Annotated in this window: 19 protein-coding genes; 11 read left to right on the forward strand and 8 right to left on the reverse strand. The window is 73.2% G+C overall.

All coding sequences use genetic code 11. From position 1 onward, the window contains the following. Positions 1-131 precede the first annotated feature (131 nt). Positions 132-389, reverse strand: a complete 258-nt coding sequence (locus ABTZ91_RS07065; RefSeq protein WP_003953983.1) for a WhiB family transcriptional regulator — start codon at positions 387-389, stop codon at positions 132-134. A gap of 319 nt (positions 390-708) precedes the next feature. Beyond that, the gene (locus ABTZ91_RS07070) at positions 709-1,677 is read right to left on the reverse strand and encodes a diacylglycerol kinase family protein (RefSeq protein ID WP_352076113.1); all 969 of its coding nucleotides are present in this window, start codon (positions 1,675-1,677) and stop codon (positions 709-711) included. Positions 1,678-2,110: 433 nt separating this feature from the next. Between ABTZ91_RS07070 and ABTZ91_RS07075 the strand changes: the two genes are divergently transcribed. Further along, the gene (locus ABTZ91_RS07075) at positions 2,111-2,530 is read left to right on the forward strand and encodes a hypothetical protein (RefSeq protein ID WP_352076114.1); all 420 of its coding nucleotides are present in this window, start codon (positions 2,111-2,113) and stop codon (positions 2,528-2,530) included. 104 nt (positions 2,531-2,634) lie between these two features. Here ABTZ91_RS07075 and ABTZ91_RS07080 read toward each other — a convergent pair whose 3' ends face one another. From ABTZ91_RS07080 to ABTZ91_RS07090, 3 genes are all read right to left on the reverse strand, one after another. After that, positions 2,635-3,813, reverse strand: coding sequence for a SigB/SigF/SigG family RNA polymerase sigma factor (locus ABTZ91_RS07080; RefSeq protein ID WP_352076115.1), 1,179 nt, complete (start codon positions 3,811-3,813; stop codon positions 2,635-2,637). After that, a complete protein-coding gene (locus ABTZ91_RS07085) occupies positions 3,810-4,223 on the reverse strand; it encodes an anti-sigma regulatory factor (RefSeq protein ID WP_015036094.1) in 414 nt (137 codons plus the stop codon). The genes ABTZ91_RS07080 and ABTZ91_RS07085 overlap by 4 nt, the downstream gene beginning before the upstream one ends. Positions 4,224-4,439: 216 nt before the next feature. After that, on the reverse strand, positions 4,440-4,700 hold the full coding sequence (locus tag ABTZ91_RS07090) for a UBP-type zinc finger domain-containing protein (RefSeq protein ID WP_352076116.1): 261 nt from the start codon (positions 4,698-4,700) through the stop codon (positions 4,440-4,442). A gap of 57 nt (positions 4,701-4,757) precedes the next feature. Between ABTZ91_RS07090 and ABTZ91_RS07095 the strand changes: the two genes are divergently transcribed. Further along, positions 4,758-6,353: a Na+/H+ antiporter gene (locus ABTZ91_RS07095; RefSeq protein ID WP_352076117.1), complete on the forward strand. Its 1,596-nt coding sequence runs from the start codon at positions 4,758-4,760 to the stop codon at positions 6,351-6,353. A 7-nt stretch (positions 6,354-6,360) separates the two neighbouring features. Here the strand turns inward: ABTZ91_RS07095 and ABTZ91_RS07100 are convergent, their stop codons facing one another. Together ABTZ91_RS07100 and ABTZ91_RS07105 are read right to left on the reverse strand one after the other, a co-directional pair. Further along, a complete protein-coding gene (locus ABTZ91_RS07100; protein ID WP_352076118.1) occupies positions 6,361-7,272 on the reverse strand; it encodes a pyridoxal-phosphate dependent enzyme in 912 nt (303 codons plus the stop codon). Positions 7,273-7,301: 29 nt separating this feature from the next. After that, entirely contained in the window at positions 7,302-7,892 is a 591-nt protein-coding gene (locus tag ABTZ91_RS07105; RefSeq protein WP_352076119.1) for an N-acetylmuramoyl-L-alanine amidase, read from the reverse strand. A gap of 263 nt (positions 7,893-8,155) precedes the next feature. Here ABTZ91_RS07105 and ABTZ91_RS07110 point away from each other — a divergent pair, with 263 nt between their 5' ends. The 5 genes from ABTZ91_RS07110 to ABTZ91_RS07130 all read left to right on the forward strand — a co-directional run bounded on the left by ABTZ91_RS07110 (position 8,156) and on the right by ABTZ91_RS07130 (position 12,249). Then, positions 8,156-9,571, forward strand: a complete 1,416-nt coding sequence (locus ABTZ91_RS07110) for a family 2B encapsulin nanocompartment shell protein (protein WP_352076120.1) — start codon at positions 8,156-8,158, stop codon at positions 9,569-9,571. A gap of 114 nt (positions 9,572-9,685) precedes the next feature. Beyond that, the gene (locus tag ABTZ91_RS07115) at positions 9,686-10,747 is read left to right on the forward strand and encodes a family 2 encapsulin nanocompartment cargo protein polyprenyl transferase (RefSeq protein WP_352076121.1); all 1,062 of its coding nucleotides are present in this window, start codon (positions 9,686-9,688) and stop codon (positions 10,745-10,747) included. A 105-nt stretch (positions 10,748-10,852) separates the two neighbouring features. Next, positions 10,853-11,440, forward strand: coding sequence for a dihydrofolate reductase family protein (locus tag ABTZ91_RS07120; RefSeq protein WP_352076122.1), 588 nt, complete (start codon positions 10,853-10,855; stop codon positions 11,438-11,440). A 26-nt stretch (positions 11,441-11,466) separates the two neighbouring features. Next, a complete protein-coding gene (locus tag ABTZ91_RS07125) occupies positions 11,467-11,787 on the forward strand; it encodes a hypothetical protein (RefSeq protein WP_352076123.1) in 321 nt (106 codons plus the stop codon). A 42-nt stretch (positions 11,788-11,829) separates the two neighbouring features. Then, complete coding sequence (locus ABTZ91_RS07130) at positions 11,830-12,249, forward strand: DUF6304 family protein (protein WP_352076124.1); 420 nt, start codon at positions 11,830-11,832, stop codon at positions 12,247-12,249. A gap of 85 nt (positions 12,250-12,334) precedes the next feature. On the opposite strand, the gene snpA is transcribed toward ABTZ91_RS07130, so the two are convergent. After that, positions 12,335-12,982: a snapalysin gene (gene snpA / locus ABTZ91_RS07135; RefSeq protein ID WP_352076125.1), complete on the reverse strand. Its 648-nt coding sequence runs from the start codon at positions 12,980-12,982 to the stop codon at positions 12,335-12,337. Between the two features lie 238 nt (positions 12,983-13,220). Here snpA and ABTZ91_RS07140 point away from each other — a divergent pair, with 238 nt between their 5' ends. The 4 genes from ABTZ91_RS07140 to ABTZ91_RS07155 all read left to right on the forward strand — a co-directional run bounded on the left by ABTZ91_RS07140 (position 13,221) and on the right by ABTZ91_RS07155 (position 16,293). After that, entirely contained in the window at positions 13,221-14,174 is a 954-nt protein-coding gene (locus tag ABTZ91_RS07140) for a LysR family transcriptional regulator (protein WP_352076126.1), read from the forward strand. Beyond that, positions 14,171-14,665: a hypothetical protein gene (locus tag ABTZ91_RS07145; RefSeq protein ID WP_352076127.1), complete on the forward strand. Its 495-nt coding sequence runs from the start codon at positions 14,171-14,173 to the stop codon at positions 14,663-14,665. Before ABTZ91_RS07140 ends, ABTZ91_RS07145 begins: the two co-directional genes overlap by 4 nt. A 37-nt stretch (positions 14,666-14,702) precedes the next feature. Continuing rightward, positions 14,703-15,164 (forward strand): GNAT family N-acetyltransferase, encoded by a 462-nt coding sequence (locus ABTZ91_RS07150; protein ID WP_352076128.1) that lies wholly within the window; start codon positions 14,703-14,705, stop codon positions 15,162-15,164. A gap of 310 nt (positions 15,165-15,474) precedes the next feature. After that, on the forward strand, positions 15,475-16,293 hold the full coding sequence (locus tag ABTZ91_RS07155) for a class I SAM-dependent methyltransferase (protein WP_352076129.1): 819 nt from the start codon (positions 15,475-15,477) through the stop codon (positions 16,291-16,293). Positions 16,294-16,357 lie beyond the last annotated feature (64 nt).

The following is a 16,357-nucleotide window of genomic DNA, read 5'->3' on the forward strand; positions in this document are numbered from 1 at the left end:
AGCAGCGAGCCCCGGACCGAAGTGAATCGGTCCGGGGCTCGAATGCTGTGGGTTACTGCGCGAGCTGCGGCTCGGGGGCGGTGATTGCGTACACGATGTACGCGCCGCTTGCCTCAGGCTGTGCAGGTGGCTCAGGCGCTGGCGTTGCGCGCCCGGTTGCGGGCGGCGCGGCGCTTCATCGCGCGGCGCTCATCCTCGCTGAGGCCACCCCAGACGCCGGAGTCCTGGCCGGACTCGAGCGCCCACTGCAGGCACTGCTCCATGACGGGGCAGCGGCGGCAGACGGCCTTGGCTTCCTCGATCTGCAGCAGCGCAGGACCGGTGTTGCCGATGGGGAAGAACAGCTCGGGGTCTTCCTCACGACAAACGGCGTTGTGACGCCAGTCCATGGCTGCTACCTCTCTCAGGTGTTACGTGCAAGTTGCTTGTGAATGTGAACGCTTTCACGAATCCCCCCGCAGGGGAAGGGCCGACTACCAGGTGAACTGGCGTGGTCCTTGTCACTGGGGTGGGGTTCTGGCTCTCAGTGGAGGCCGGTCTTGCGGGCCGTCCCGATCGCCAAGAAGAGACTCCCAAACCCCAGCAGCGGATACAACCCCTTCTGGAAAGTTTTTTTTGATTCCTCGGTGTCGGCTCGGTCACAGCCGTACTTCTGGGGGGTGGATGGCAGCCTAAACGTTCGAGTGGAAGGACTTTCGGTCCTTCTGGTCACACAATCACACGCAGTGCACGGCGTACGCCTGTGAACGTCACGCTCGTTCGCAGTCCCAGGTGGTCTCCGTCCATCTGGAGGGGGAGCGGGACCTTCGAATGCAAGGTGAAGTCGGTCAGATCGTGCAGGGTCAGGGCGTGCTTGCCGTGCGGGCCGCGTTCGGGCGTCGAGGTCAGCAGCTGGGTGGCGTACCGGGCCACCGCGGGAGCCGAGAGCCGGCTCAGTCCGAGCACGTCGAGGGCCGTCTCGAAGGACGCCTCCGGCGACGCGTACACCGGACGATTCCCCAGGTAGGTCCAGGGAGAGGTGTTGCAGATTATGGAGAGGACCAGATCCTCCACAGGATCCTCACCCGGCCGCTCCAGGGTGATCGTCCCGCGCCGCCGGTTCTGCTCGCCCAGGAACTGGCGCACCACCTGGCGCAGATAGAGCGCGTGCGTCGAACGCTTGCCCCGCTCCCGCTGCTGTTCGACCCGTCCGATCACACTCGCGTCGAACCCGAATCCGGCACAGAACGTGAACCAGCGCTCCGGCACCGCCTCGTCCTCCGTGCCCGGCGTCCCGGACGCGAGCCCGAGGCTCACCGTCCGTGCGCGCCGCTCACGCAGCGCGTCGAGGAGCGCGCCCGTCGCCTCCACCGCGTCGTTCGGCAGGCCGAGCGCCCGCGCGAACACATTGGTCGAGCCGCCCGGCACCACCGCGAGCCCCGGCAGCCGGTCCGGATCGGGCCCCGCGTGCAGCAGCCCGTTGACCACCTCGTTGACCGTGCCGTCCCCGCCGAGCGCCACCACCAGGTCGACGTCGTCCGCCTCGGCGGCCCGTCGCCCCAGGTCACGGGCGTGACCCCGGTACTCGGTCGTCACCGCCTCCAGCTTCATCTCGCTGGCGAGCGCGTGGATGAGCACGTCCCGGGTGCGGGCACTGGTGGTGGTGGCTGCCGGGTTGACCACGAGAAGCGCGCGCATGGTCGCCAGCGTACCTACCCGGCGGTACCGGGCCCAGTCCCGGCCGCCCCTCCGCCCCGGGCCCCGCCGCCCGTGCGCGGCCCGGAAGCTCCAGCCCACCCGCGGCCGCCGTCCGGAAGACCCGGGCCACCCGCCTTCCGTGCGCGGCCCGGAAGGTCCGGCCCACCCGCGGCCGCCGTCCGGAAGACCCGGGCCACCCGCCTTCCGTGCGCGGCCCGGAAGGTCCGGCCCACCCGCGGCCCGCCGGCCGGAAGACCCGGGCCACCCGCCTTCCGTGCGCGGCCCGGAAGGTCCGGCCCACCCGCGGCCGCCGTCCGGAAGACCCGGGCCCCGCCGCCCGTGCGCGGCCCGCACGGCGCCGGCCGCCCCCGTCCGTCACCCGCCCGCAAGGCCGGCCCGCCCCTTCGTCCGCGCCCCCGGCTACCCTGCCTGCATGAGCAGTACGGAGCAGACCCCCCGTCCCGGGCGCCTCACGGCCGCCGCCGCGGTGGCCGGCGTCGAGGGCCTCGCCCTTCTGGCCGGCGGCCTCTACATGCTGGTGGCCGTTCTCGCCGACCGGCCCGACGACCTCACCTCGGGCCTCATGGGCGGAGCCACCCTGGTCGCCCTCGGGCTGATCCCGCTCGCCGCGGCCCGCGGCCTGTGGCTGCGCCGCTCCTGGAGCCGCGGCCCCGCGGTGATCACCCAGATCCTCGCCCTGCCCGTGGCCTGGCAGCTGCTCCAGGCGAACAGCGTCATGATCCCGGCCGGCATCGCCCTCGCGGTCCTCGCCGTGACCGGCCTGGTCCTGCTGGTCAGCCCGTCCACGACCGAGGCGCTCGGCATCAAGCGCCCCGGCCAGGACCCCGCGTAACGGGGCGCTCGCCATCGAGCGCCCCGGCCAGGACCCCGCGTAACGGGGCGCTCGCCATCGAGCGCCCCGGCCAGGACCCCGCGTAACCCACCCCGGCCCGGGGCCTACTCCTCGACGAGCAGCTTCTCCCGGAGCTGCGCCAGCGTCCGCGCGAGCAGACGGGAGACGTGCATCTGCGAGATGCCGACCTCCTGCGCGATCTGCGACTGGGTCATGTTCCCGAAGAAACGCAGCAGCAGGATCCGCTTCTCGCGCGGCGGCAGGTCCTCCAGGAGCGGCTTGAGCGACTCCCGGTACTCGACCCCCTCCAGCGCCTCGTCCTCCGCGCCCAGCGTGTCCGCGACCGCGGGCGACTCGTCGTCCGTGTCCGGCACGTCCAGGGAGAGCGTCGAGTAGGCGTTCGCCGACTCCAGGCCCTCCAGGACCTCCTCCTCGGAGATCCCGAGCCGCTCCGCCAGCTCGTGCACCGTCGGCGAGCGCCCGTGCTGCTGTGACAGCTCCGCCGTCGCCGTGGTCAGGGACAGCCGCAGCTCCTGGAGCCGCCGGGGCACCCGTACCGCCCAGCCCTTGTCACGGAAGTGGCGCTTGATCTCGCCGACCACGGTCGGGGTCGCGTACGTGGAGAACTCCACCCCGCGGTCCGGATCGAACCGGTCCACCGACTTGATCAGGCCGATCGTCGCCACCTGCGTCAGGTCGTCCAGCGGCTCGCCCCGGTTGCGGAAGCGCCGGGCCAGGTGCTCCACCAGCGGCAGGTGCATCCGCACCAGCCGGTCGCGCAGCGCCGCCTTCTCCGGCGAACCCTCCGGAAGACCCCGCAGCTCGACGAAGAGCGCCCGCGCCCCGCTGCGGTCGTGCGGGTCGGGCACCACGGGGTACTCGGCGGGCCCGTGGGCCTCCTCGGCCCCGGGGGACCCACCGTTCTCACGGCCGGCCTCGGCCTCGTGGGACCCTGCGGCCCCGTGGCCGCCCTGGCTCCCGGCCGTCCCGGCAGCCACCGCGGGGGCGTCCCGCCCGGCGTGGGCGGCTCTGCCCCCCGGTGCCGCGGGAACCGCTTCGTGCTGCTCGTGCTCGCTCATCTGGTCCGCCTGCTCCGCGTGATCCGTAGCGACCTCGACTCCGGTCCGGGCTCCCGACTCGACCCCGGTCCCGGCTCCGGTCCGGGCTCCCGGCCCGGCCCCGGTCCGGGCTCCGGCATCGGCCGGGACCGCCCCGGTCTCCGGCTCCGGATGCGGCCGTGCCTGCTGCTCAGGGATGCCGGCCGTCGCGTCCCCGCTCCTCACGCCGGGCCTGGCCCCGCGCCGCGCTGTTTGTACAGGCTGATGGAGACCGTCCGGTCCTCCGCCACGGACGACTCCACCTTCCCGGCCAGCGCCGAGAGCACCGTCCACGCGAAGGTGTCCCGCTCGGGCGCCCGGCCGTCCGTGGTCGGAGCCGAGACCGTGACGTCGAGCGAGTCGTCGACCAGCCGGAACACGCAGCTCAGCACCGACCCCGGCACCGCCTGCTGGAGCAGGATCGCGCACGCCTCGTCGACGGCGATCCGCAGGTCCTCGATCTCGTCGAGGGTGAAGTCCAAACGCGCCGCGAGACCGGCCGTGGCCGTACGCAACACGGACAGGTAGGCACCCGCAGCGGGCAGCCGGACTTCGACGAAGTCCTGGGTCCCGGGCTCGCCTGCGATCTGGGACACCCTCACCTCCAAGGTGGCACAAGCTCTTTCGGGGTCCGGGGAGGAAGGCCCCGGACCAGGCGGTACGCAGTCGGTTCGCGCAGTCCGCCGAGACGCTATCGCGATCCGTCCCGCCGTGTCGCCGGGGTCCGGACGGACCGCCCCCCTGAGGACCTGCCCCGAAGGGCCCGCCCCGGCGGCCGCGGAGAACCCGCGGAGGGGTGACGTACCCAGCCGTCAGACGATCGAACCGTCCACGAAGCACCAGCGCCAGCGCTCGTTCGGCTCGAAGGTCCGCATCACCGGGTGTCCGGTGGCGGTGAAGTGCGCCGTCGCGTGCCGCCCCGCCGAGGAGTCGCAGCAGCCCACGTGCCCACAGCTGAGACACAGCCGCAGCTGGACCGGATGCGTCCCGTCGGCCAGGCACTCCTGGCAGGTCTCGTGCAGCGGCGCGGGTTCTGGGTGCGGCATTTCGGCAACGTGCGGACACTCGCTCATGATGGCCAGGTTACGTTGCGACAGGAGTGACGTACGGGCACAAGACGGGGACCGGGCATGGACGCACTGCAACTGGTGGCGCTGGTCGCGGCGAGCGCCGCGGTGGCGGGCCTCGCCCGCAGGACACCGGTGCCGGCGCCCCTCCTCCTGGTCGCCGCCGGCCTCGCCGCCTCCTACGCGCCCGGGGTGCCCGACTACACCCTCGACCCGCACATCGTGCTGCCGCTGATCCTGCCCCCGCTGCTCTACACGGCCGCCCTCGACTCCTCGTACCTCGACCTGCGCGCCAACATCCGGCCCGTGGCCCTGCTCTCCGTCGGCTACGTGCTGTTCGCGACGGTCGCGGTGGGCTGGCTCGCGTACGTCCTCGTGCCCGACCTGCCGCTGACCGCCGCCCTCGTCCTCGGCGCGGTCGTCGCCCCGCCGGACGCGGTCGCCGCCACCGCCATCGCCCGCCGGCTCGGTCTGCCGAACCGGATCACCACGATCCTCCAGGGCGAGTCCCTGGTGAACGACGCCACCGCCATCACCGCCTACAAGGTCGCCCTCGCCGCCGCCGTGGGCGAGGGCATCAGCTGGTCGGGCGGCATCGGCGAGTTCGCGCTCGCCGCGCTCGGCGGCATCGGCGTCGGCCTGCTCCTGATGCTGCCCATCCACTGGCTGCGGCTCCGGCTGCGCGAGGCCCTGCTCCAGAACACCCTCTCCCTCCTCATCCCCTTCATCGCCTACGCCGCCGCCGAGGAGGTCCACGCCTCCGGCGTGCTCGCCGTCGTCGTGGTCGGCCTCGCGCTCGGCCACAAGAACTGGCAGGTCGACTTCGCCACCCGCCTCCAGGAGGAGGCGGTGTGGAAGATGGTCGCCTTCGTCCTGGAGTCCGCCGTCTTCGCCCTGATCGGCCTCCAGCTGCCGTACGTCGTCCAGGGACTCGGCCGGTACGGGGTGGGGGAGGCCGCCTGGTACGCGGCCGGCGTCTTCGTGGCCGTGGTGGTCGTCCGCTTCGTCTGGGTCTACCCGGCCACCTTCCTGCCCCGCCTGCTGTCCGCACGGGTCAGGGAGCGCGAGCCCGGGGTGGACTGGAAGGCCCCGCTGGTCGTCGGCTGGGCCGGCATGCGGGGGGTCGTCTCGCTCGCCATCGCCTTCTCCATCCCCGTCGTCACCGACACGGTGCCGTTCCCGGCCCGCAACCTGGTCCTCTTCCTCACCTTCACCACCGTGATCGGCACCCTCGTCGTGCAGGGCCTCACCCTGCCCCCGCTCATCAGGGCCCTGAAGCTGCCCGGACGCGACCGCTACCAGGAGACCCTGGCCGAGGCGCAGGCCCAGAGCGAGGCGTCCAGGGCCGCCGAGGAGCGGCTCGACGCGCTCCTCGCCGACGAGCGCAACGCCCTGCCGCAGCCCCTCGCCGACCGGCTCCGCACGGTCCTGGAACGGCGCCGCAACGCCGTCTGGGAGCGGCTCGGCGCCGTCAACGAGCTCACCGGCGAGACCGCCGACGACACCTACCGGCGGCTCGCGCGGGAGATGATCGACGCCGAGCGCGAGGTCTTCGTCCTCCTGCGCGACGCCCGCCGCATCGACGACGAGATGATGCGCACCCTGCTGCGCCGCCTGGACCTGGAGGAGGCGGCGGCCTTCCGGGAGGAGACCGGTTAGCCGCCTCCTAGAGGGTGTCTTCCCGAGGCTCGGGCGCCCCGGTGACGACGGCGGCGATCCGGGTGCCGGGGCCGAAGGCGCCCTCCTCGGCGAGGACGGTCAGTCCGTAGAGCATTTTGGCGACATAGAGTCGCTCGATGGCGAGTTCATGCCGCGCGCCGAACTCCAGTGCGAAAGCGTCGAGTTCCGGGGGCGTACGGGCGTAGCCGCCGAAGTGGAAGCGCTCGTCGAGCCGCCAGTCACCGCGCGTGCCGCCGAACGCCGCCTCCTGGAGGGCGCGGACCTCCCCGCCGAGGAAGCCGCCCTTGAGGACCGGGACGCCCAGGGTCCGGCCCTCGAAGCCGGCGGCCAGGCCGGCAAGGGTCCCGCCGGTGCCGCAGGCGACCGCTGCCACGTCGGCGGCGCCGTTCAGCTCGCGCCCGAGCTCCACGCAGCCCTGGACGGCGAGCGCGTTGCTGCCGCCCTCGGGGACCACGTACACGTCATCGGGGGCGCCGGCCAGCGCCAGGAGCCGGGCCAGGGCCTCGGGCTCGTGCTTCGCGCGGTACGTGGCGCGGTCGGCGAACACCAGCCGCATGCCGTCCGCCGCGCAGCGCGCGAGCGACGGGTTGAGCGGCCGGCCGGCCAGCTCGTCCCCGCGCACGACGCCGATCGTGGCGAAGCCGAGCAGTCGGCCGGCGGCGGCCGTCGCCCGCAGGTGGTTGGAGTACGCGCCCCCGAAGGTGAGCACCGGCCGTCCGCCGGACTCCCGCAGATTGAGGGCGAGCTTGCGCCACTTGTTGCCGGGCAGGTCGGGATGGATCAGGTCGTCCCGCTTGAGCAGCAGCGTCAGGCCGCGCCGGGTGAAGCGCTCGTCCACGGCCGGCTCCAGGGGGGAAGGGAGCCGGGGCCGCAGGCGGGCGGGATCGAACGCGTTCACCCGGCCATTCTCGCCGCCCTCGCGGGAGGTCAGCGCAGCCGGTCGGCGATCCGCTGGCGCATCGACGCCATGGTGAAGCCGCGCGGGTCCACCTTGCCCGGCTGCCACTCCAGGTGGCCGATGACCGAGCGGTGGGTCCAGCCGTGGACCCGGCACACCGCCGCCGCGGCCTTGGCGATGGCGTCCAGCTGCACCTTCGGCCACGGGTCCTCGCCGTCGCCGAGGTTCTCGCACTCGAAGCCGTAGAAGTGGCGGTTGCCGTCCGTGGTGGCCTCGTCGTCGCGCGGCAGGCGCTTCTCGGCGATGACCGCCCGCAGCACCTCGTCGTCGCCGAGACCGGCGTGGTTGGCCCTGCCGTAGCCGACCAGGTGGACGGTGCCGTCCTTGGCGATCACGCCGTGGCACAGCGGGCCGGGCAGGCCGCTGTGGCCGTCCCGGCAGATGCGGACGGTGTTGCTGGTGCCCCGGGTGACGGTGTGGTGGATCATCACGCCGTGCACGGGGCCCCAGGGGCCTTTGTGGTTGCGGTTGTGGGTACGCCAGTCGCCGACCTCGACGACCGTCAGACCCTCGTCGCGCAGCGCGTCGAGGAAGCGGCTCGCGGACATGGGTGAGGCCATGACCGGCTCCTTTCAGGCAGGGATCGCGGTTCTTCCGGAGTACCGGAGGCGTCGACTCCGCTGCCATCCGTTCGGACCGTGTGCGAGCCGATCCGGACAGAACGCGGCCCGACGGCAGAGCGGTGTCGCGTCGTTCGCGCGGTCGTCGTGCGCCAGTGCCCGAACGAAGCGACGTCAACTCCCACTCTTTTGTGTAATGGCGCGGGCACGCTCCGTGCTGAAAGGCTTCCCCTCGCAGGTCTGTCGTATCGAGAGGGAGTTCCATGTCCGTTGGTTCGGTTGGCGACGAGGTCCGCGCGGGCCGGGAGGCCCCGCAGCAGAGTCTCGGGACCGCCGCCGCGCGGAACCTCGCGACCACCACCAAGTCGGTCCCGCAGATGCAGGAGATCAGCTCCCGCTGGCTGCTGCGGACGCTGCCGTGGGTGCAGGTCAAGGGTGGCACGTACCGGGTGAACCGGAGGCTCAGCTACGCCGTGGGTGACGGCCGCGTCACCTTCGTGCAGACCGGTGAGCGCGTCGCCGTGATCCCGGCCGAGCTCGGCGAGCTCCCCGCCCTGCGCGGTTACGACGACGAGGAGGCCCTCGCGGAGCTGGCGGCCCGCTGCCGGCAGCGCGAATACGCGGCGGGCGAGGTCATCGCCCGCCGCGGCGAGACCAACGACCGGGTCCACCTGCTCGCCCACGGAAAGGTCGAGCAGGTCGGCGAGGGACCCTACGGGGACGAGGCCGTCCTCGGCGTCCTCGCCGACGGCGCCTACTTCGGTGACAGCTCGCTGGTCAGCGCGGACGCCACCTGGGAGTGGACCGCCCGCGCCGCCACCGCCTGTACGGTCCTGGAGCTCACCAGGGCCGACGTGCTCAACCTCGCCGAGCGGGCCGGCTCGCTCGCCGGTCATCTCGCGGAGTACGCCACGCTGCCCCGGCAGCGCACCAACCAGTACGGCGAGGCGGCCATCGACCTGTCCGCCGGCCACGTCGGCGAGGCCGTCCTGCCGCACACCTACGTGGACTACGACGCCTCCCCGCGCGAGTACGAGCTGAGCGTCGCCCAGACCGTGCTGAAGGTCCACACCCGCGTGGCCGACCTCTACAACCAGCCGATGAACCAGACCGAGCAGCAGCTGCGGCTCACGGTCGAGGCGCTGCGCGAGCGCCAGGAGCACGAGCTCGTCAACAACAAGGAGTTCGGTCTCCTCTCCAACTGCGACTACGGGCAGCGCCTCCAGCCCCACGACGGCGTGCCCGGGCCGGACGACCTGGACGAGCTGCTCTCCCGCCGCCGCGGCTCCAGGATGTTCCTGGCCCACCCACGCGCCATCGCCGCCTTCGGCCGCGAGCTCAACCGGCGCGGCCTGGTCGCCGACACCATCGACGTCGACGGCACCCGGATCACGACCTGGCGCGGGGTGCCGATCTACCCCTGCGACAAGATCCCGGTCTCCGACACCGGCACCACGTCCATCATCTGCATGCGTACGGGCGAGTCCGAGCAGGGCGTGATCGGTCTGCACCAGCCCGGTCTTCCCGACGAGATCGAGCCCAGCCTGTCGTGCCGCTTCATGGGCATCGACGAGCAGGCGATCATCTCCTACCTCGTCACGGCCTACTACTCGGCGGCCGTCCTGGTCCCCGACGCGCTGGGCGTCCTGGAGAACGTGGAGGTCAGCCGCTGGCGGTGAGCCGGCCTCCCGCCCGGCGGGGGCGGCCGACCGCCCCCGCCGGGCACTCCCGACTCTCCCGGCTCCCGCAGCGGGGAGCCGCCGTACAGGCTGTGAGGAAAGCGACTGTTGAACATGACCACCACGACCACCACGACCTCCGCGGACACCGCGACCGGAGGACAGGGCGCCGTGCTGCTCCTGGACCGGGCGCGCAGCGTCGTCGACCCCCAGCTGCGGACGACCGTCGAGTCGCTGCCGGGATCCATACGGCGTATCGCGAAGTACCACTTCGGCTGGGAGCACGCGGACGGCAGCCCCGCCGCGGGGCACGCGGGCAAGGCCATCCGGCCGGCCCTGGTGCTCGCCGCCGCCCGCGCGCTCGGCGCCGACCCGGCCCCGGCCGTGAAGGCCGCGGCCGCCGTGGAGCTGGCCCACAACTTCACCCTGCTCCACGACGACATCGTCGACCAGGACCCGACCCGCCGCCACCGCCCCACCGCCTGGGCCGTCTTCGGCATCCCCGACGCGCTGCTCGCCGGCGACGCCATGAACGCGCTCGCGCTGCGGCTGCTCGCCGAGGACCCGCACCCGGCCTGCACCGAGGCCGCGGCCCGGCTGGCCGCCTGTGTCATCGAGCTCTGCGCGGGCCAGCAGGCGGACTGCGCCTTCGAACAGCGCGGCCCGCACGAGGTCGGTCTCGACGAGGTGGTGGCGATGGCCACCGCCAAGACCGGCGCCCTGCTGGGCTGCGCCTGCGCGCTCGGCGCCCTGTACGCGGGCGCGGACGAGGACGCGGTCGCGGCACTGGACGCCTTCGGCCGGGAGGCCGGCCTCGCCTTCCAGCTGATCGACGACCTGATCGGCATCTGGGGCGACCCGGGACGGACCGGCAAGCCGGCCGGTGCCGATCTCGTCGCCCACAAGAAGTCGCTGCCCGTCGTGGCGGCGCTCGTCTCCGGCACCCCGGCGGGGGAGGAGCTGGCCGCGTTGTACGCCCGCCCGACCCTCGACGCCGATGCGGTGCGGGCGGCGGCGGACGCGGTGGAGCGGGCGGGCGGCCGGGACTGGGCGCAGAACCAGGCGGCGGAGCGGATGGCGCGGGCCGTGGAGCAGCTCTCGCGGGCGGTGCCGGACCTGTCGGCGGCAGAGGACCTGCTGGCGCTCGCGGAGTTCGTGACGCGGCGGAGCCGCTGACGCGCGCATCGGAGGACGAGAAAAGGCTTGCGCAAACCACTACGAGTGAAGCACTATCAACGTAGTGGTCAACAAGGCCACGCCATCTACGGAAAGAGATCCGGTTTGCGCAAGCTCACCTACTTCGTCGCCTGCTCGATCGACGGCTTCATCGGCGATCCGAAGGGCGACGGCTCCGCCACGTACTCGTACGTGACGGGGGAGTACCTGGAGTACCTGAAGGCGGAGTACCCCGAGACGATCGCCGCCCACGCCTGGCCGGTCCTCGGCATCGAGCCCGGCACGCCCGCCCGCCACTACGACACCGTGCTCCAGGGCCTGAACTCGTACCGCGTCGGCCTGGACGTCGGCATCACCAGCCCGTACGCCCACCTGCGGGAACTCGTCGCGACCCGCTCGCTGACCGAGTCGCCCGACCCCCACGTCGAGCTGATCGCCGAGGACCTCGTCGGCCGCGTCCGCGAGCTCAAGGCGGAGGACGGCCCGCTCGACATCTGGCTCTGCGGCGGGTCGACCATCGCGGGCGAGCTCATCGACGAGATCGACGAGCTGGTCATCAAGACCTACCCGCAGGTCTTCGGGGCGGGCATGCCGATGTTCGGCGCCGACTTCTCCCCGCGCGACTTCACCCTGGGAGACGTCCGGAGCTTCGACAACGGCGTACTGGTCCGCACGTACACCAGGAAGCGGTGACGGGGCGCGCGTCCTACCCTGGAGTCATGAGCGGCGACCTTCCGCACACGACGAGGGACCCGCTGGCCCGGCATTCGTGCCCGGCCTGCGGACAGCCCCTCCAGGTGCTCGCCAAGCGGCACAAGGTCCTCGGGGCCTGGGTGCCGGAGTGGGAGGTGCAGCCCTGCGCCAATCCGGAGTGCCCGCGGTACGAGGCCCCCGAGGGGGTCCTGGAAGCGGGGGCCGGACCCGGCGCGCGACCCGGCCCGGGCGGCGGGGCCGAGGGCCCGTCCGGTGGCGCGGATGCCACTACCACGCACGTGACCGGCAAGAACGGCGAGACCGGGAGAAGTCCGGCCCCTGGGTGACCGGCCGCGCGCCCGAGCCGGTCATACCGCTACAGTCCGCGCATGTCATCGGAGTCGACAGAAGTCTGGACCGGTTGGTACCGGGACCGCCGTGGTGCGGAAGCGATCGTCATCACGGCCGACGGGAGCCATGTGGCCACCCGGATCAGGGGAATCGAGTACACGGGCGCGAGCTTCGACGCCCTGCGTGCCGCGGGCGAGGGCGGGCAGGCCCTCACCGGCTGCGTCCTGGAGTGGGACCTGCCGCTCCCCGTCGTCGCGGACGGCGTCACCCAGCAGGCCACGCTCAGCTGCCTGCTCACCCTCGGCGAGCGGGCCGACCTCAGCCTCACCCTCCACTACGGGGGTGCCGCGTTCGAGTCCGGAATCGCCGGCGGTGACTTCGAGGAGGCCCTGAGCAGGGTCCGCCGCCAGCTGCCGCCGGGCACCGAGTTCGGCCGGAGGCTGCCCCAGGCCGCCTGACGGTGCTGCCGGCCGCCGCACAGCCGCCGGCAGCCCCTCGTGCGGCCCACCTCGCTCGGTCTCGCCCGATCGCGCCGGGTCTCGCTCAGTCCGTCTTGAACGCGGAGGCGAGCCCGTAGCGCCACAGCTGGTCGACGCGGGCCCGCTCCTGCGCGTTCGGGTAGGCGTTCGTACAGGACGTGCCGGGCCCGCCGCCGGACATCAGCTCGCTGCACGGGCCGCTGTAGTGGTCGGGGAGGCCGAGCACGTGCCCGGTCTCGTGGGCGGTGACGCGGGTCGAGTTGTACTGCTGGTTCTGCCGGTAGTCGAGGAAGATGTAGCCGTTGCCGTGGCCGTCCGTGCTCGCGTACGAGCCGCGGGAGTCGTTGCCCTCGTAGTACCGGAAGTCGGGGTTGGACCCCTCCACCAGGCGGACGTTGACGACGGAGCTGTTCCATATCTGCGTCGAACGCGCGATCTGAGTGCGGAAGGTGGGCGCGTTGGCGGCGCTGTAGACCACGGTGACGGCGGTGGCACCAGGCGCGGCGGCCCGTTTCTTCGCGACCGACGCGACGACGGCTTCGAAGAACGCCTGGTTGGCCTTGGCCTCCTCGGCGGAGCCGGCGTAGGCCACCGCGGGGGCGGCGGGAGCCGCGGTGGGGAGCGCGGCGGCGGGGGCGGCTGCGAGGGAGAGGGTGAGGCCGGCACCGAGGGCGGTGGTCAGCAGGGACGTGAGGACCTTCGGGTGTCTCATGGGGGGCTCCTCCTGTGGGGTTGAGGAGAGTGTCGGGGGAGCCGGGGTGGGTGGGGAATGATGCCATCCGCCGATAACCCGACGCTATCGGCGGGCACTTGACGGCCCGGGCATCGTCCGGCGGGGGTCGGCCACGGCCGCGGCCACGGGTGTCGGCCCCCGAGTGCCGGCCCGGTGGACGACGGCCCGGCGGACGACGGTCTGGTGCGGTGGGCGACCCTCGCCCTAACCTCGGGCCATGGAGCTGGAGGTGAGGCACCTGCGGGCGCTCTGCGCCATCGCGGACACCGGCAGTCTGCACAAGGCCGCCCGCCAACTCGGCGTCAGCCAGCCCTCCTTGACCACCCAGCTGCGCCGCATCGAGAACGCCCTCGGCGCCGAGCTGTTCTCCCGCGGCCGCACCGGCTGTCACCCCACCCCGCTCGGCCGCGCCGTCCTCAGCCGCGCCCGCCCCCTCGTCGACGGCATGACCGCGCTGATCAGCGAGACCCGGGCCGCCGCCGCCCGCACCGGCGGCCCCGCGCTGCGCGTCGGCTCCACCGCCAGCCGCGCCCTGCCGGGCTGGCTGCGCCGCCTCCGCCAGGGTCTGCCCGGCACCGACATCGCGCTGCGCGTGGACGTCTCCGCCCACGTCCTGCTGCGCACGGTCGCCGCCGGGCAGCTCGACCTGGCCTTCGTCCACGAGGTCGAGGGCTGCCCGCTGCGGGTCCCGGACGGACTGCGGGGACGCGTCCTGGTCGAACGGGAGCCGCAGTTCGTCTCCATGGCGCGGGACCATCCGGCCGCCGCGCACGAGGTCGTGGAACTCGCCGACCTGGCTCAGGACCGGTGGGCCGTCGACCCGGCCGTGGACGGCGAATGGGACGGGCTGCGCCGGGTCCTGGGCGCGGCGGGCCTCGACCCGCCGGTGCTGCACGCCGACTACCACACCGCCGCCTCGCTCATCGCCCTCGGCGAGGCCGTCGCCCCCTGCCAGCCCACCTCGGGCCCGCGCGAGGACATGGCCGTCCGCCCGCTGCGCGGTGACCCGCTGGCCGTCCGGCTGCTGCTGTACGGCGCACCAGGCGTGCCGCTCGACCGGCCCTACGCGGAACTGGCCGCCGCCTACCGGGAGGTGGCCCTGGGCGCCGCCCCGTACCGCCGGTGGCTGCGCGCGGGCGGGACGGCGGGACCGTGCATGATGACGGTATGAAGAACGAATGGGACGCCGTCCTGGCGCTCGCGGAGGGCCACCACGCCCGTGCGGTACGGCCGTTGGGGGCGCGCGAGCTCGCGGGCCATCACGTCAAGGTGTACGGCATCGAGGCCCCTGGCCGTACGGTCGGCGAGGCGGAGGCGGCCCCCGCGCTCGCGCTCGCCGCCGACCACCTCGCCGCCGGCCGCCACCGGGGTTCGCTCGGCCTCGCGGTGCTGCTCGTGCACGCGGGCGGGGACGGCGACTACGTCCTCGTCCACACCTGGATCGAGGGCCACATGTCCGACCTGGCCATCTGGACCGGCCCGGCCGGCCGCCCCGACGCCCTGCGCCCCGGCCGGTCCGGGCTCGCCCCCTGCGTCTGGGAGGCCGCGGTCCTCGCCCACGAGCGCGACTCCTTCGTCCACCACGTCCTCGACGGCACCGGCCCGGCCACCGCCCGCCTGGCGGCGTGGACGGCCGACACCCTGGAGGGCGAGGTCCGATGAGGGGCGCCGTGGCCCGCCCGGCGGGCGGTGACGTCCGATGACGGGCGCAGTCGTCCGGCGTGCCCGGCCCGAAGACCTGGCCCGGGTGGCCGAACTCGCCGGGGAGCACGCCGCCTACGAGAACGCCGCACCTCCGCCGCCCGACCTCGCCACCCGCCTGCACCGCCTCCTCTTCGAGCCCGCGATCCCGCGCCTGCGCTGCCTGGTCGCCGAACTCCCCGGCACCACCCTCGCCGGCTACGCCACCTGCGCCCCCGAACTCTCCACCTGGGACGCCGCCGAGTACCTCCACATGGACTGCCTCTACCTCACGGAGTCAGCCCGCGGCCACGGCCTCGGCCCCCTCCTGATGGCCGCGGTCCGCGAGGAGGCCCGGGCCCTGGGTCTCCCCTTCGTCCAGTGGCAGACGCCGACGTGGAACGAGGGCGCGATCCGCTTCTACGACCGCCTGGGAGCGACCTCGAAGGAGAAACGGCGCTACACCTGGCCGGTGGACTGAGGGGCGCCGGCGAATGGCTCGGGGCGCACGCCCGTACCCCTCCGACCGACCCGCCTCCACCCGCCACCCACCCTGCGACTGACTCCTCGCCCCGGACTGAGTGACCCCGGCTCCTTCGGGATGCGGATGGCTGAGCTCCGTACTCCACGACCGGCGCATGTCGGCCAGATCGTGCGTCGGTTCGTCATTCCCGGGCGCGTGACAGGAGGGCCGCACTACGGTGGACCGCGCAGGCGGTGCGCCTGCGGGAACGACTCCAGCACATGGTCGACCGTGCGTCCCTGCCCGCCGCCCACCCTCCGGAGTTGCCGTGACCGATCTGTCCGCCGCCCACGACGCCGCCGTCACCGACCGGGCCCGCCTGGCGGGCAGCGCCTACGACGGGGACCGGGACCTGGCCGCCCGGCAGTCGCTGTACCGGTGGCAGACGCCCCGGTACGACCTGCCCGGCCTCGTCGCCGAGCGGCTGGGGGGTGTACGCGGCCGGGTCGTCGACATCGGCTGCGGCAACGGCACGTACATCCGGCGGCTCCGCCGGGACCGTCCGGACCTGACCGTGCTCGGTCTCGACATCGCGCCGGGGATTCTCGCCGGCGTCCCCGGCCCGGTCGCCGTGGCAGAGGCCACGAGGCTGCCGCTGGCGGCGGGGAGCGTCGACGCGGCGCTCGCGATGCACATGCTGTACCACGTGCCCGACATTCCCCGGGCGGTCAGGGAGCTGGCCCGGATCGTGACCCGAGACGGGTCGGTGATCGCCTCCACCAACAGCGACCGCGACAAACCCGAACTCGACGACCTCTGGCAGCGGGCCGCCGGCGACGTCCTCGGCGTCGATCGCGGGCCGGCCAGGATCTCGCTCGGCGCCCGCTTCTCCCTGGAGAAGGCCCCGGCCCTCCTCGGCGAGCAGTTCGGCCGTGTGGAGGTCGTGGAACTGCCCGGGACCATCCATGTCCCCGACCCCGAACCCGTCGTCGCCTACATGGCCTCCTACCGGGCCTGGGCCGACCAGCACGACGTCCCCTTCGACGCCACCGTCGAACGGGCCCGCGAACGGGTGACCGACCACATCGAGCGGAACGGGACCTTCGAGATCACCTGCCTGGCTGGCGTGCTCGTCTGCCGGAGGTGACCCGAGCGGAAGGGGCCCGACCGGCGTGCGGTCGGGCCCCTTCACGGCTGGAGCGGAGGGAAGG

The sequence above is a fragment of the Streptomyces sp. NPDC126499 genome (assembly GCF_040302485.1).
In the GTDB taxonomy this organism is placed as follows: Bacteria; Actinomycetota; Actinomycetes; order Streptomycetales; family Streptomycetaceae; genus Streptomyces.

Bases quoted from the DNA above. Each gene is read 5' to 3' on its own strand.
- ABTZ91_RS07065 (WP_003953983.1), bottom strand. From the start codon at position 389: ATGGACTGGCGTCACAACGCCGTTTGTCGTGAGGAAGACCCCGAGCTG.
- ABTZ91_RS07070 (WP_352076113.1), bottom strand. From the start codon at position 1,677: ATGCGCGCGCTTCTCGTGGTCAACCCGGCAGCCACCACCACCAGTGCC.
- ABTZ91_RS07075 (WP_352076114.1), top strand. From the start codon at position 2,111: ATGAGCAGTACGGAGCAGACCCCCCGTCCCGGGCGCCTCACGGCCGCC.
- ABTZ91_RS07090 (WP_352076116.1), bottom strand. From the start codon at position 4,700: ATGAGCGAGTGTCCGCACGTTGCCGAAATGCCGCACCCAGAACCCGCG.
- ABTZ91_RS07095 (WP_352076117.1), top strand. From the start codon at position 4,758: ATGGACGCACTGCAACTGGTGGCGCTGGTCGCGGCGAGCGCCGCGGTG.
- ABTZ91_RS07105 (WP_352076119.1), bottom strand. From the start codon at position 7,892: ATGGCCTCACCCATGTCCGCGAGCCGCTTCCTCGACGCGCTGCGCGAC.
- ABTZ91_RS07110 (WP_352076120.1), top strand. From the start codon at position 8,156: ATGTCCGTTGGTTCGGTTGGCGACGAGGTCCGCGCGGGCCGGGAGGCC.
- ABTZ91_RS07115 (WP_352076121.1), top strand. From the start codon at position 9,686: ATGACCACCACGACCACCACGACCTCCGCGGACACCGCGACCGGAGGA.
- ABTZ91_RS07125 (WP_352076123.1), top strand. From the start codon at position 11,467: ATGAGCGGCGACCTTCCGCACACGACGAGGGACCCGCTGGCCCGGCAT.
- ABTZ91_RS07130 (WP_352076124.1), top strand. From the start codon at position 11,830: ATGTCATCGGAGTCGACAGAAGTCTGGACCGGTTGGTACCGGGACCGC.
- snpA (WP_352076125.1), bottom strand. From the start codon at position 12,982: ATGAGACACCCGAAGGTCCTCACGTCCCTGCTGACCACCGCCCTCGGT.
- ABTZ91_RS07140 (WP_352076126.1), top strand. From the start codon at position 13,221: ATGGAGCTGGAGGTGAGGCACCTGCGGGCGCTCTGCGCCATCGCGGAC.
- ABTZ91_RS07145 (WP_352076127.1), top strand. From the start codon at position 14,171: ATGAAGAACGAATGGGACGCCGTCCTGGCGCTCGCGGAGGGCCACCAC.
- ABTZ91_RS07150 (WP_352076128.1), top strand. From the start codon at position 14,703: ATGACGGGCGCAGTCGTCCGGCGTGCCCGGCCCGAAGACCTGGCCCGG.